Raw genomic sequence first — 14,096 nt, 5'->3', positions numbered from 1 at the left:
TCAGCACACCCGCTTGCAAACGGGCGTGATGGCGATGACTGCACCACTTTTCTTTTCGACGTGTTTTCCCTCTCGGGCATCGTGCGCCCATGCTGGCGGGTTTCACGCGATTGGTGTTGATGGATGCTGCGGATATCGTCAGTGGAGGGCGGAGAGGCCCGGTTACAAGCCTCTCTGAGCGATGGTGGGTACTTACATTTATGCGCTGGCGTGGCGCGATGCTCACCGTCGCGTCAGTGGTTCCCGGCAGACTGGCGCAACAAGCGCAAACCGTTGCCGACCACCAGCAGGCTAGCGCCGACATCGGCAAACACCGCCATCCACATGGTGCCCATACCCAGCAGCGTCAGCGCCAGAAACAGCGCTTTGATACCGAGCGCCAGCGCGATGTTTTGTATCAGAATGGCGCGCGTCGCCGTTGATATACGCACAAATTCGGGGATTTTGCGCAAATCATCATTCATCAACGCGACATCCGCCGTTTCAATGGCGCTGCCAGTGCCCATCGCGCCCATAGCAAAACCAATATCGGCGCGGGCCAGCGCCGGGGTGTCGTTAATGCCATCACCCACCATTCCGGCCATGCCCTGCGCACACAGCCGCTCAATGTGCGCAAGCTTGTCTTGTGGTAACAGATTACCGTGCGCCTCATCGACGCCAACCTGCCGGGCGATCGCCTTCGCCACCGTGGTGTTATCACCGGTCAGCATCAGTGTACGAACCCCTAACTGATGCAGCTCGCTGATTGCTTGTTGGCTGGAGGGCTTCACGCTATCCGCCACGGTGATGATAGCCAGCACACGCTCGGTATTACCGAATGCCAGCGTGGTGTTACCGGCCTGCTCCAGGGTGGCAAATTGGCCTGTTAAGGCCTCAGCGGTCTCCTCTCCCAGCCATTCACGCGCCAGACGCAGGTTGCCGAGGAAATAGCGCTGGTTCTCCAGCGTGCCGATGACGCCTTGCCCGGCAACGGCACTGAAGGTTGTCACCGCCAGTAAGTCGGTGGCGGCGCTGGCGGCAGCCTCGGCAATCGCGCGTGATACCGGATGGTCAGAGCGTGCCGCCAGGCTTGCCGCTAACTGGCGGTAGCGGGCAGCTTCTGTCTCATTGAGGGGATAAAACCCGGTTTGTACCGGTTTGCCCTGCGTCAGCGTGCCGGTTTTATCCAGCGCCAGCCAGCGCAGCGCATGGCCTTTCTCCAAAAAGGCCCCTCCTTTAACCAAAATACCGCGTCGCGCCGCCGCCGCCAGCCCGCTGACAATCGTCACCGGCGTTGAGATAACCAGCGCACAGGGGCAGGCAATGACCAGCAGCACCAGTGCCTTGTAAATCCACGCCAGCCATTCACCGGCACCAAATAGCGGCGGCAACGTTGCCACCAGCAGGGCGGCGGCAAACACCAGCGGCGTATAGAAACGGGCAAACTGGTCAACGAAACGCTGCGTCGGGGCTTTGGCACCTTGAGCCTGCTCGACGGCGTGAATAATGCGCGCGAGCGTGGTGTCATTGGCAGCGGCCGTCACCCGATACTCAAATGCGCCATTTTCATTAATGGTGCCAGCAAAAACCGGGTCGCCAACGCCTTTGTCCACCGGCAGGCTTTCACCGGTAATCGGCGCCTGATTAACGGCAGACTGGCCGCTGATGATGTCGCCATCGAGCGCGATACGCTCGCCGGGGCGCACCCGCACAATACTGCCCGGCGTTATCTGGCGTGCGTCGATATCCACCCAGCGTCCATCCGGCTGTTGCACGGTGGCGCTCTGCGGTGCCAGGTTCATTAGCCCGGCAATGGCGTTGCGTGCCCGGTCAAGGGAGCGGGCTTCAATGCGCTCGGCCAGCGTAAATAGCACCATCACCATAGCGGCTTCCGGCCATTGTTGCAGAATAAGCGCACCGGTGACGGCAATGCTCATCAGGGCGTTGATATTCAGGTTGCCGGTACGCAATGCGACCCAGCCTTTGCGGTAGGTATCAATACCGCTCAGGGCCACGGCGATAATGGCAAGCGCGGCCGCCCACCAGACCGGCCACTGCATCCAGTCCACCACTTCCGCCAGCGCGGCGATAGTGATTGCTAACGTGAGCGGCCACCAGGCTTTTTTCTCAACCGGCGGCATGGCGTGCGCGCCCTGCGGTTGGTGAATTTCAGGCTCGAAGCCAACGGCACGGACAGCCGCCAGCACTTCGTCTAACGCATCATGGCGGTGGGTAACGGTCATGACCCGCTGCATCAGGTTAAATTCCATTGCCTTGACCGGCGCTAATCCGCCCAGTTTCTTACGTAATAGCGCCTCTTCAGTTGGGCAATCCATCTGCATGATCCGAATCGGGGTACGCTGCCAGTCACCGTCACGCTGCGCCTGGGTTAATGTTTCAAGCGCATCGCTGGAACCGTGATGGCAGCAAGCTGCGTGTGCAGTTAGGTGCGAAGCGGGCGATACCGCGCGTATCTTTGGGCTTCGCAGCGCACGACCGGGTTGACTCGCCGCAATGGGTTTGAGCGACTGTAGTGGGCGATGAGCATATTTTTCTGCCATGGTTGCATCCTGTTCGATGTTTTGCTGTAGTAAAAACCCTGTAGCGGCTACAGGGTCAAGAGGGCATCACATGAAAATTGGCGATCTGGCAAAACTCACGCACACCACCCCGGAAACCATCCGTTTTTACGAGAAAAAAGGGCTACTTCCCGCGCCTCATCGCACCGAGGGCAATTACCGCCACTATGCTGCACAGCATGTTGAGCGGCTGCGGTTTATCCGCAACTGCCGCTCGCTAGACATGAACCACGATGAAATTCGTGAACTGCTCGCGTTAGGCGAACAGCCCGCCGCCAGTTGCCAGGGCGTCAATAACCTGCTGGAAGAACACATCGGGCATGTGGAGGTGCGCATCGCACAATTACAACAGCTCAAGGCGCAACTGGCAGCGTTACGTCAACGCTGCCAGTCTGTGCAATCCGTTGATGATTGCGGCATTTTGCAGGGCATTTCAACGCTGGAACTGGACGGGGAAGACACCTCTCACACGCATCTTTGATGGGGCGCAAGAAACGGAGGGTCTACAGTTGGAGTGAACACATCAAAAACAGGCAATGACACTTCCTCATTCTGTTGCGGTGTGGCGTCTATGGATAACGGGCTAAAACTGTTGGCGTATTACTGATTGGCTTCCAGTGCTGTAGCAACGAATGCTGCTCCCGGACGCTTTCGCGGCAATATGCCCGATCCAATCCCGGTTGTTGTGCTGGGGCGTCTGGCAGTAGATACATCATTACATGGTCAGGGCGTTGATCGGGCGTTGGTACGGGATGCCGGGCTGCGTGTGGGATTTGAGCCTTCGCTAATTGACCCGATGATGCTGATGGTGACGTTGGAGGATTTGCCGGGGAGTTTATCTATTTGAAATTGATGCTGTGCAAGTGAATATCGAAAAATGAATGGTTCATTGTACCTGGATGCTCATACAACCTGAAAAGCAAAAACCCGCCTTGTGGGCGGGTTCTTTGAATAAGTGGTGCCCGGACTCGGAATCATTCAGTTTTCTATTAAGTTGAAATGTAGCATAAATATTAATCGCTCTAGTTGTCAAGACCCGTGGGTTGACCCGTATTTTTATAGATAGATCAGATTGATGGACCACATACGATGAAAGTTCTCGGTTCGTTCCTGCGATTCCTTATGATGCTAATAAATCATAATGATATTATCCAGCTTCAACTGACTTTAGAGTCGTGATGGACTGGGGTTTAGTTAATCTGGTTTTGTGCATAGTGGTCTAATCTCAGAGAATAATTACTTTGAAGGGGAAGCTTTAAAAGCTAATTATTCATTTTATGGGGATACTTGCAGACTAGGTTGTGGGACACAAACATAATACTTTTCTATCGCAGGCTATTTTTCCTCCGTAACACTTGTATCCATAAGAGGTATTGCACTGGTTCATTTGAATCGCTAATGAAACCAGAGAGATAATTTTGGCTAATGACATCTATGAGAAATTTGGTACAGCGATCTTGTTCACAGTTCTAAACACTGCATAACCTTAGCATTACTGAATCCAAATCATTGCTTTACTATGATTTTTAAGATATTCATATTGTAGCTGAAAAAGCTAATTTGCTATCACTATAGCATAATATTTAAAAATTAAACTCAATCTGAGAATTCATATTAGTTTAATATGATTAACCTTTTGTGAACTTTAAAGGAGCTTTAGATGGCTTTCGATGCGTCTCCTTCATGGAGCGGCTTCAACTACCAAGGCAAGGTTGCTATCTATCACACTTTAACACTTATCAATCAGCAGCCTGTAGATACAGATTTTTCAAATTGGAGCTTAATGCTCGAGGTGTAGTGGCACACTAAATTTGGCCACCTGAATAGAGGTGATATCATCGCCTCATAGTCAAAAACAGGTGACATTATGACCGGACGTAACAGACGCAATTTTAGCCCTGAGTTTCGCCTTGAAGCTGCCCAGCTTGTACTCGATCAGCATTACACTGTTGCCGCCGCTGCCACGGCAATGAATGTCGGCAAATCCACGATGGATAAGTGGGTCCGCCAGTTGAAAGAAGAACGAGCGGGAAAATCACCCATAGCTTCACCCATGACACCTGAGCAGATTGAAATACGCGAGCTGAAGAAAAGACTTCAACGTGTTGAAATGGAAAGGGATATATTAAAAAAGGCTACCGCGCTCTTGATGTCAGACTCCCTGAACAATTCTCATTAGTTGAGAAACTCAGGGCGCGGTTTCCCGTTGCCGTTATGTGCAATGTGTTTGGGGTTCATCGCAGCAGCTATAAATACTGGCGGCAACCAAAGAAGCCTGATGCCACACACGTGGTATTACTCAGTCTTGTTCGTGAAAGCTATCGCGAAAGTCATGGTTCTGCAGGTGCACGTAATATTGCCGCGAGGGTCACAACCAAAGGCGTAAAACTGAGTCGCTGGCGGGCAACAAAGCTGATGAAAGCACTTAATCTCATCAGTTGTCAGCAGCCCGGCCATCGATATAAGAAGGCGTCTAAGGAGCACGTAGAGATCCCCAACTATCTTGAGCGCCAGTTTGCAGTAACAGAACCTAATCAGGTCTGGTGTGGTGATGTGACGTATATCTGGACAGGTAAACGTTGGGCTTATTTAGCCGTTGTGCTTGATTTGTTTTCTCGTAAACCAGTTGGCTGGGCGATGTCATTTTTCCCGGACTCTGCATTGACAACGAAAGCGCTGTCCATGGCCTGGGAAGCGCGAGGAAAACCCTCTAATTTGCTGTATCACTCGGATCAAGGTAGCCACTATACCAGCAGAAATTTCAGACAATTACTGTGGAGATATCAGATAAAGCAAAGCCTGAGTCGCCGGGGGAATTGCTGGGATAACAGCCCGATGGAACGTTTTTTTAGAAGCCTGAAAACAGAGTGGGTGCCGAATAATGGATACGCCAACTTTAGTGAAGCCAGCGCAGCGATAACGAACTACATCACGGAATATTACAGCCAGCTCAGACCCCATCAATATAATGGTGGTTTGACGCCGAATGAATCAGAACGATTGTTCTGGAAAAACTCTAACGCTGTGGCCAGTTTTTGTTGACCACTACAAGGATACTGAAGACTTTGAAATTATTGAAAATGATATCTCAAAGTCATTACATCAAGTAAAAGCATATAATTCGGCAAGTTACAGCAAGTACTCGGATGCACTATTAGAAATAACTCTCGAGTTATATAAGAAAAACAATGCTTTTGGTTTTATTCATACATGGAAGAAAATTGGTTGTAAAGGTACGTTCGCCAATTTAATCGAATCACTTAAAGATGATTTAAGAGTATTATTGTCTGAATATAATTCCATGCCTCGTGATGGAAGAACTCTGATTGAAAAGGCAGTGTCGGCGGAAAATGGTATACCAAAAACTGCCTCTATTCTACGTACTGCATTTCAAGGAAAAACAGCGGATGAAATTTATTTGATACTTGATTCAATACATAATGAATCTAATGACTCCCTTACTAGGCTTAAAACTTACATATATGACGATGGAAATGATTTTTGCGAGTTATCATTAATAAATACGAAGATTGAGGTAGAGATTAAAAAAGCATTAGAGTTAAGAGGTAAGCCTGCCACTGGAAAACAAATAACCAGTACATTCCATTTTTTTCTTGGAATGATGGATGAATATATAACCATTAGACACAAACAAAAACAACAGGATGAAAAAATAAAGATAAGTTTTTTTGAGGTTTTGCAGTCACTTATTCAAGATCGTGAAGAAATCAGTAGCGAATATCTGGCATTTCAATTTAAAGATTTTTTTGCTAGGAAAATAGATGAGTATATGTCTGATGAAGATGATTACAGTCTACCAGCTGATGGGGAAATATGTAATCTCAGTTCAGCGAGAAATTATTTACTCTCGTTAAGTCCACAGGAACTGTGGTCTTATTATCGTAGTTTTTCACCGCATACTTATCTCGAACATGCATCTAACATCGAAAATGCTTTTTGTGTAGATGAAAATGGTATTAGATATGTTTTAGTTAAAATATTATATTCGATGAATCATGGACGTTCATCATGTGATATACATAAGTTCAAGTTCACATATCGAACCTCGCCTTTACCGAAGGGGAATTATTTACCCACAACTATTGTTGCTGGCATGATTTCTGCTGAAAGAATTGCGAGAAGAATAATAGAGAACCCAGGCGTAAATGAGTTATTATATGAAATAGGAAATATTATATATAATGGGACGGAAGTTTATGAATTTTCACCGACATTAGATTTAAATTCACAAGCTCCATTAGAATTCGACTCGGTTATAAGGGAGAAGCATGTAGAGCCGCTAAAATTAATTAAATTGATACCTATTCAAACTGCAAAGGATGCGTTGTTATGATAATAGAAATTATAGAAAATATCTTTTTGAGTAATCAATATAAGAGGTTGGAATTTAATACATCTCATAGTAATGAATTGTTTTATATATTCTACCCAGAAGAGTCAACGGAGAGAGAGGAGTATTTTGTTTTACTGCAATCATTGAATCAATCCAATGATGAAATGAAATTAATTTTAGAGGAAAAAGCACAGTTATTATTTGAGGAAATCATAGGCTCAGATAAGGTTGAACGATTTTTTGAGAAAAACTGTACATTAATAATTTGTCAAAATGATAACGATATTGACCGGCTAACAGCTTTAAGAATTGAAGAAGATCTTTATAATTTCAAAAAGAATGTAATTGCGTATACAGATTCAGAACTCGAGGATTTGGTGAAATACCTAGAGGTGAGAAGTATAAATAAACTCTCAAATAGAGTATTGAATGATGTAATTAATGAGCATGATGGGGAATCATTTATATCTTTCAAAAACTCAAGTGTGAATGCCTCTAACTATTATTCATTAATAGTGAAATTATTTCTTAAACTTCCTTTTTTGACTTACTCCATTGAAGAAAAGGAATTAATAGATTTGAATGGGGAGATTGAAAATAAATTAACTCAACATCAGAAATATATTTTTAAAAAATTAATTTCTAATGAATCTGAATGGACTGATAATAACATTCATGATTTGGTTGTAGTTACGTGGGGGAAGCAAGGTGATTAAGTTAAAAAAGGTTACCCTAGAGAATTTTAAAGTATTTGATGGAAACGCGTATAGCATTAATTTTAATGACAATAATCTTATTTTACTTGATGGTCCAAATGGATACGGTAAAACCTCTGTTTTTGATGCAATTGAACTGGGGTTGACTGGAAATATTTCTAGGTTGACTTCACTGGAAAATAGACAGAATCCTACAGATGTAGTTGTAGCACATAACGGGGCTAATGAGGTTGAGGTTACTCTTGAGTTTGATGATGAAGAAGGAAAAACCAAAGTATTTCGAAGGAAATTAAAAAATAAAATCCCCAATAGTTCTAAGAAGATATCCAAGTTTACCGAGCTTTGGGAGTTGTATGAAATTATTGAAGGAAATGCAATACCTTTATCTGAAAGTGATTTAAATAAATATTTTTGTAGTAATGATTTTTCACGTGACTTTCTCTTGTTCCATTATGTTCAACAAGAAGAAACATCAAGATTTCTAAAAAACAATACTGAAGTGCAAAGAGCCGAAGAACTAGCGAGATTATTTGGAAATACTAAAGACTCTGAGCAGAATTTAAATAAATTAAGCGGAGTGTTAGGTAAACTATCTTCAGCTAAAAGAAATATTTCCACACAGATAGACGATATAAAAAAGTTATATAAAATTGATAACGATGTGAGTACATTAATTGGAGGGAGTGAGTCTCACTTTCATATATTTCCATGGTTGGTTGAAACTTCAGATTACCCATTCTGGGATGCAAGTTCGATACCTGAGTTCAATCAGGAAAAACTCAATATTATCTTGCAAGAGGTTAATAGCATAAAAGAATTAGTCAAATATCGCAACTTTTTTATTCGGGGTCGTACGATAAAAATTGCAGCATCACAAAAGGAACTAATTAGTTTATATGTTGGATATTTTAATGCGGTATCTAATTATGAATTTTATATGGAAAAGCAAATTTCTTACGAATTTGTGAAATCTTCATTAGAAGCTCTACAGAGCTTAGATATTGAAAGAATAAAAAATAATGTCAACTTTGAAAAATTATTTTCAATATTGTCAATTGAAGAACTTGTGATTTTTGAAACTGCTTTGTCTATGCTTGAAAAAGAGAATAATAAGAGTAAAGGTTTGAGTACTGTTTATTCTGAAATAATTAAGCATCATGATGTTATGTCTAAATATGTACATCATTTACCAGAAGAAAGCTCTTGTTTACTTTGCGGTCACGACTATCAAACTCATTCATCTCTTACTCATGCTATATCAGAAAATGCAAAGTTAATCAGAACAGAACTCTCTGATCAGGAAAAACTGTTGGTTCAATCACGAGATCTTTTTAATAAAAATCATTTACAGCCATTAATTAAAATTTGTAGTGCCTATATTACCCAGCAAGTATGCTTTAGTTCTGAGGATTTGATTGAGCTCAATAAAGCAAACTCGACTAAGTCTAGATTTGAGAAACTAAGGAATTGGCTTGACTCTGAAGGGATCGAACATGAAGATTTGTTGATTCATGATTACCCAATAAATGGTCAGCAGATTAATCTCAATTCAGTTGCTGAAGTATTAATGTCTAGAATTCTTGCATTGATCAGTAATGTTCCAGAAAGTTATTATGAGGCCGATGGAGATGGAGTTTTTGAACGGATTTACAGAGAGTATTTCAACAGCAATCAAGAATTTTTATTGAAAATAGATATCCAGAACTTAGAAAAGAAAGAGCGTTATATAAAAGGTTTGTATTTTGATTCATTACGTATCGTTATTGATGAACTAAAAGTACTTAAAGATAGAATGGATGATATAGAACGAGCTTTCAATGACGTTAGTGATATTATTGATATTGTTAGGAGTCAAATAAGGAGGTATCGAAAGAGATTGATAACAGATATTGAAATTCCATTTTACATTTACTCTGGAAAAATACTCCAAACGCATCAGGCAGGTATTGGGAAAGGGATTTTTATTAAAGATCCAACTGGTGAGGATGAACTTAAGAATGTAAGGTTCGTATCAAATTGGAATAGTGATCATGATGTTATTAACACAATGAGTTCTGGGCAAATATCAACTATTGTGATCGCACTGACTCTGGCGATAAATAAAACTTACTGTAATGCTCTTTCAAGTATATTTATAGATGACCCCGTTCAGACAATGGATGACATCAATATGACATCTTTAATTGAACTACTAAGAAACGATTTCAAAGGAAAACAACTGATTCTCTCCACCCATGAAGACAAAGTTTCTAGATATTTTACATACAAATATCTTAAACATGGTGAAAACGTGAAAATTGTTAACCTCATGCAAAGAAAGGAATATATACCAGGAAATAATTACATCTATAGGAAAATGAAATAGTTTGGTAAATGTATTGTTATAAAGTGGGTTGTCATTAAAGGTAACCCACTTTATACATAATGGTTTGACACTGTAAGTAGCCGCTTAAATTAACAATTCACTTTTAGGCAATTTTCAGCATATCCATGCTGTGGATAGTGCTATGTAAACACTCTAAATCCCCCAAAACATAAGATTAATAGCATCCTTGATCTCATCCGCGTAGTCGCCAAGATCCGCAATAACTTCACCAATAACTTCAACGGGAACGCTCGATAATTCAGTCGTCATCAGCCGATAATCTTCGCCGTCGATGCTAATCAGAGGGAACAATGTTTTATTCACTTTCTCGGATAGGCGATGTGATTCGATAAGCGGGATGACCATGCGCCGCTTCGGTGTCTCGACAATATCACTTTGTACATCAACAAGCATTGTGTAGTGACTGGCGCGTTTATATTCATAAACAATGAATTGCATGATCACCAGTTCCTGTTTTCATCCGCAAAGGAGCCATGCTGTGCGATAAATCGGGCGACTTCTTCCATCCCTTCGCGGTTTTCCTTCTTCCACTCCTCAGCCTTGATGCGGCGGGCTTCTTTGCCAATGGCATCATTCACCAGCCCGGAAATGTTGACTCCGGCAGCACTCAGAACCTGATAATTGTCTTTGTCCACGGTAACGCTGACGCGGTGTTTCATGATAGTGCTCCTCTTCTATGCATACTTTCAGTATATACCCCGCATTTTTGTTCAGCAATTAGCCAAAATTCAATGCCAACTTACTCGACGCCTCAAAACGTATAAACCTGAAAAACGTGTCGGTGCTGCACTTCCAGCGGGATTCGCGATGACGTGTTTGATGCTATTGAACAGCAGTTTAATAGCCCGCTTTTTCTGCGGGTCTGGCATGATGTAGAAAACATAAGTGCAGTGCTGCTGAGTGCGCATCAGTAAATGGCTGGTGATAATTGAAAGGTAAGCGAGTTTTGGTTGGCAGGTAGTATCGGTTTCAGTCGCAATTGCTGCGTTAACACGTAATGGGCTTCAAAGAAGCGAGTCATCGAACGGTGTTCGATGGAGAGTCCGCAAGCTGAAAAGCAAAAAACCAGCCTGTAGGCTGGTTTTTCTAAATATGGTGCCCGGACTCGGAATCGAACCAAGGACACGGGGATTTTCAATCCCCTGCTCTACCGACTGAGCTATCCGGGCAACGGGGCGCATTAAACCGGATTCAGGCGATCTCGTCAACGTGAATTCGTTGGTTTATGGTGAGTTTGCCTGCTTTTTCGGCATTCCTGCATTTTTTGCGTAAATAATCGGCGCTTGCCGTTCATTAATGTGTGAGTATTGTGCTGATGGCTATGCCAGCGCGCCATGTTTACGGCACAGTGCCATGTGCAAGATATCTTCAGCGAGCCGTTTCGCCACCTCCACGTCGGACAACTGGCGTTTTACCAGCAACCGACTCAGGCAGCCTTCCAGTACCAGCTCTAACTGTTGCGCCACCATGTCGGCGTCATCGGTTTGCAGTTCGTCGAGTAATGCCCGGGTGTATTGAAAAGAGGCCTGCTTTTGCTGTTCGGCAAGCTGGTGGATAGGATGCGTCGGGTCAGGGTAGGCACTACAGGCGGCAATAAACAGGCAGCCGGGAAAGCGTTGTTGGCGCACGGCGTCCTGCAAGCGCTGATAGCGTATCAGGAGCTTTTGCCGGGGGTTGAGTTGAGGGTCAAGTTGCACCTGTTTGCGCCAGGTACTAATTTGCTGGCTGTGGTAGCGCAGGCAATCGTAGAGCAAAGCATCGCGATCGGGCCAGAACGGGGTTAAGGCCTCCATACTGATGCCCAGTTGCTGCGCCAGCTTCTCGGCGGTGATGTTGGCAAAACCGCTTTGTTCCAGCAACACCAGCGCCTGTTCCAGTACCTGTTCCCGTTGCATGATGTGTCTCCCGTGTTGCCTGTATTGCAGGCTTGATTGGTCGATAGCGCTTGCTCAAGCGGCCAGCCGCGATGCTGTGCCGGCAGATGCTATACCGGTTGATGCTATATCGGCAGATGCTATCGCGGCAATTGTTTGAGATGAGATGAAAACGTCGCCGCATCCATCAAACCGGTTATCCGTGAGCCAGGAATTTCGCGCCCGCTGGCATCAAAAAACAGAATAGACGGTAATCCTAAAACCTGTAAGTGCTGCAACAGCGCCCGTTGTGTGTCGTTGTTGGCGGTGACATCGGCTTGCAGCCGCTGTAGCGCCATGAGTGATGCCTGCACTCCGCTATCGCTAAAGGTATATTTTTCAAACTCTTTGCAGGCCACACACCAGTCAGCATAGAGATCGAGCATGGTGATGCGCCCCTCGCTACGTGCCAGCGCATTGCTCAGTTCACCGAGCGAGCCAACGCGGGTGAATGACAACCGGGCTGATGCCGACGTGTCCGGCACAGCGGGGCCAAATACCCAATCTTGCAAAGGGCGTGCCGCCAGCAGCGCGCCCAGAAACAGTAAAATCTGTACCACTCTCATACCGCCGGTATGACTGCGCAGGCTGAGGGCGAACGCCCAGCCGAAAAACGCCACGCCAAGTAACGCCCACATGCGCCATTCCCAGACTTCACCCAGCACGCGTCCCAGCAGGAATACCGGCAGCGCCAGAATGACAAAGCCAAACCCTTCTTTGATGTGGGTCATCCAGGGGCCGCGTTTGGGCAGCAGTCGGTTGCCAAACAGGGTGACACCGACGAGCGGCAGCCCCATTCCCAGCGCATACAAATAGAGGGTGCCGCCGCCAGCCAGCAGGTTGCCGCTTTGCGCGATATACAGTAGTAGCGCACTGAGCGGAGCCGTGGTGCAGGGCGAGCAAATCAGCCCGGCCAGCGCGCCCATGGCAAAGACGCCGATGGCAGACCCACCCTGCTGACGGTTACTCCAGAGCGTGAGCCTGGTTTGCAGGGAAGAGGGCAGTTGCAGGTTATAGAGGCCAAACATGGATAGCGCCAGTGCGACAAACAGCGCAGAAAGCCCAATCAGCACATAAGGGTGTTGCAGGGCCGCCTGAAAGTGCAGGCCCGCTGCCGCGACAATCAGGCCGAGCAGGGTGTAGGACAACGCCATGCCCTGCACATACAGCAGGGTTAACAGCAAGGTACGCGTGGTGGACAAACGCTGACGCTGGCCCAGAATCAACCCCGAAATCAGCGGGTACATCGGTAGTACGCAAGGCGTGAAGGCAACGCCAATACCAATCAACAGAGCCCAAAGCGGAGAGAAGGGGCGCGTTACAGGCTCCACGGAGGGCACCGGTTGGAGGGCCGTTACCGGTGAAGACGCAGCGGCAGAGGTGGATGCGCCGCTGTTGGTCGTGATGGTGGTGGCACTCAGCGGCAGGTCGCGGGTTTCCGGTGGATAGCATAACCCTTTTTCCGCACACCCCTGATAGCGAACCCGGATTGTGGTATCGGCAGGAATGTCACGCAGCGGCACAGCCAGCGTCAGTGACTGGCGGTAGACGTCTACCTTGCCGAAGAACTCATCTTCATGCGCTTCGCCGGGCGGCAAATTGACCGTGCCACCGTCGATAAAAGGGCTTTCCAGTACGATTTGCTGGCGATAAAGGTAGTAGCCGGGGCGAATGAGCCAACTCACGGTGAGAGTATGGTCACGTTGCTGAAAATCCAGCGTAAACGCCTGATCGACAGGAACAAACTGAGACTGACTGGTACGCCCGAACGGGTTTTGTGCCGCAGCCGACGTACTCAGTAGTACGCCAAGACAGAGCATGATTACAGCAAAGATGCGTTGAGCCATGAGAGATAGTCGCTGTCGCCACCCTCGACCGGCAGCACCAAGAGTTCTGGTGTCTGGTAAGGATGCTGTTGTTTCAGGTGAGTCAGCAAGGCGGACTGGTGTTCCCTGTCGCTTTTAAGCAGCAGTTGAATCTCCGTCTGCTGTTCCAGTTTTCCCTCCCAATAGTAGAGAGAGGTTGCCCCCGGCAATAGGGTGACACAGGCAGCCAGTTTTGCGTCTAGCGCTGACTGGGCCAGTTGCCGGGCGCAGGTTTCATCCGGTGCGGTACACAGTACCACCACCGCGTTGTGCGGTGCGGATGGGGGTGTTGAGTCGGACATCG

Annotated in this window: 12 protein-coding genes, 1 tRNA gene and 1 pseudogene; 7 read left to right on the top strand and 7 right to left on the bottom strand. The window is 46.3% G+C overall.

Translation table 11 applies throughout. The features are described from left to right. Nucleotides 1–233: 233 nt before the first annotated feature. Nucleotides 234–2,540: a heavy metal translocating P-type ATPase gene (locus tag O1Q98_RS08960; RefSeq protein WP_125258167.1), complete on the bottom strand. Its 2,307-nt coding sequence runs from the start codon at nt 2,538–2,540 to the stop codon at nt 234–236. A 70-nt stretch (nt 2,541–2,610) separates the two neighbouring features. Between O1Q98_RS08960 and cadR the strand changes: the two genes are divergently transcribed. The 7 genes and pseudogenes from cadR to O1Q98_RS08925 all read left to right on the top strand — a co-directional run bounded on the left by cadR (nt 2,611) and on the right by O1Q98_RS08925 (nt 9,993). Next, nucleotides 2,611–3,039 (top strand): Cd(II)/Pb(II)-responsive transcriptional regulator, encoded by a 429-nt coding sequence (gene cadR, locus O1Q98_RS08955; RefSeq protein WP_125258168.1) that lies wholly within the window; start codon nt 2,611–2,613, stop codon nt 3,037–3,039. Nucleotides 3,040–3,072: 33 nt separating this feature from the next. Further along, nucleotides 3,073–3,405 (top strand): annotated as a pseudogene (locus O1Q98_RS08950) (hypothetical protein). Between the two features lie 813 nt (nt 3,406–4,218). Further along, a complete protein-coding gene (locus O1Q98_RS08945; protein ID WP_164512943.1) occupies nt 4,219–4,356 on the top strand; it encodes a hypothetical protein in 138 nt (45 codons plus the stop codon). A 69-nt stretch (nt 4,357–4,425) separates the two neighbouring features. Further along, nucleotides 4,426–5,600 (top strand): IS3 family transposase gene (locus O1Q98_RS08940; protein WP_423201727.1). Its coding sequence is split into 2 segments (ribosomal slippage): nt 4,426–4,684 and nt 4,684–5,600, totalling 1,176 coding nucleotides; the frame shifts between segments, so codons are not numbered across the junction. Beyond that, entirely contained in the window at nt 5,545–6,912 is a 1,368-nt protein-coding gene (locus O1Q98_RS08935) for an ABC-three component system protein (RefSeq protein ID WP_125258178.1), read from the top strand. The genes O1Q98_RS08940 and O1Q98_RS08935 overlap by 56 nt, the downstream gene beginning before the upstream one ends. Further along, nucleotides 6,909–7,628 (top strand): ABC-three component system middle component 1, encoded by a 720-nt coding sequence (locus O1Q98_RS08930; RefSeq protein WP_125258179.1) that lies wholly within the window; start codon nt 6,909–6,911, stop codon nt 7,626–7,628. The genes O1Q98_RS08935 and O1Q98_RS08930 overlap by 4 nt, the downstream gene beginning before the upstream one ends. Then, nucleotides 7,621–9,993, top strand: a complete 2,373-nt coding sequence (locus O1Q98_RS08925; RefSeq protein WP_125258180.1) for an AAA family ATPase — start codon at nt 7,621–7,623, stop codon at nt 9,991–9,993. The genes O1Q98_RS08930 and O1Q98_RS08925 overlap by 8 nt, the downstream gene beginning before the upstream one ends. A 153-nt stretch (nt 9,994–10,146) precedes the next feature. Here the strand turns inward: O1Q98_RS08925 and ccdB are convergent, their stop codons facing one another. The 6 genes from ccdB to cutA all read right to left on the bottom strand — a co-directional run bounded on the left by ccdB (nt 10,147) and on the right by cutA (nt 14,094). After that, a complete protein-coding gene (ccdB, locus tag O1Q98_RS08920; RefSeq protein ID WP_125258181.1) occupies nt 10,147–10,452 on the bottom strand; it encodes a type II toxin-antitoxin system toxin CcdB in 306 nt (101 codons plus the stop codon). 2 nt (nt 10,453–10,454) lie between these two features. Then, nucleotides 10,455–10,673, bottom strand: a complete 219-nt coding sequence (gene ccdA / locus O1Q98_RS08915) for a type II toxin-antitoxin system antitoxin CcdA (RefSeq protein ID WP_012773205.1) — start codon at nt 10,671–10,673, stop codon at nt 10,455–10,457. 434 nt (nt 10,674–11,107) lie between these two features. Next, a tRNA-Phe gene (locus O1Q98_RS08905) sits at nt 11,108–11,183 on the bottom strand. Between the two features lie 150 nt (nt 11,184–11,333). Then, complete coding sequence (gene dicD / locus O1Q98_RS08900) at nt 11,334–11,909, bottom strand: division control transcriptional repressor DicD (RefSeq protein WP_125258182.1); 576 nt, start codon at nt 11,907–11,909, stop codon at nt 11,334–11,336. A gap of 119 nt (nt 11,910–12,028) precedes the next feature. After that, nucleotides 12,029–13,774 carry a protein-disulfide reductase DsbD gene (locus O1Q98_RS08895; protein ID WP_125258183.1) on the bottom strand — a complete coding sequence of 582 codons (1,746 nt, stop codon included), beginning with the start codon at nt 13,772–13,774 and terminating at the stop codon, nt 12,029–12,031. Continuing rightward, nucleotides 13,750–14,094 (bottom strand): divalent cation tolerance protein CutA, encoded by a 345-nt coding sequence (gene cutA / locus O1Q98_RS08890; protein WP_125258184.1) that lies wholly within the window; start codon nt 14,092–14,094, stop codon nt 13,750–13,752. The genes O1Q98_RS08895 and cutA overlap by 25 nt, the downstream gene beginning before the upstream one ends. Between the last annotated feature and the right edge of the window lie 2 nt (nt 14,095–14,096).

The sequence above is a fragment of the Dickeya lacustris genome (assembly GCF_029635795.1).
GTDB classification, from domain to species: Bacteria; Pseudomonadota; Gammaproteobacteria; order Enterobacterales; family Enterobacteriaceae; genus Dickeya; species Dickeya lacustris.
This window is presented reverse-complemented; position numbering and strand designations above follow the sequence as displayed.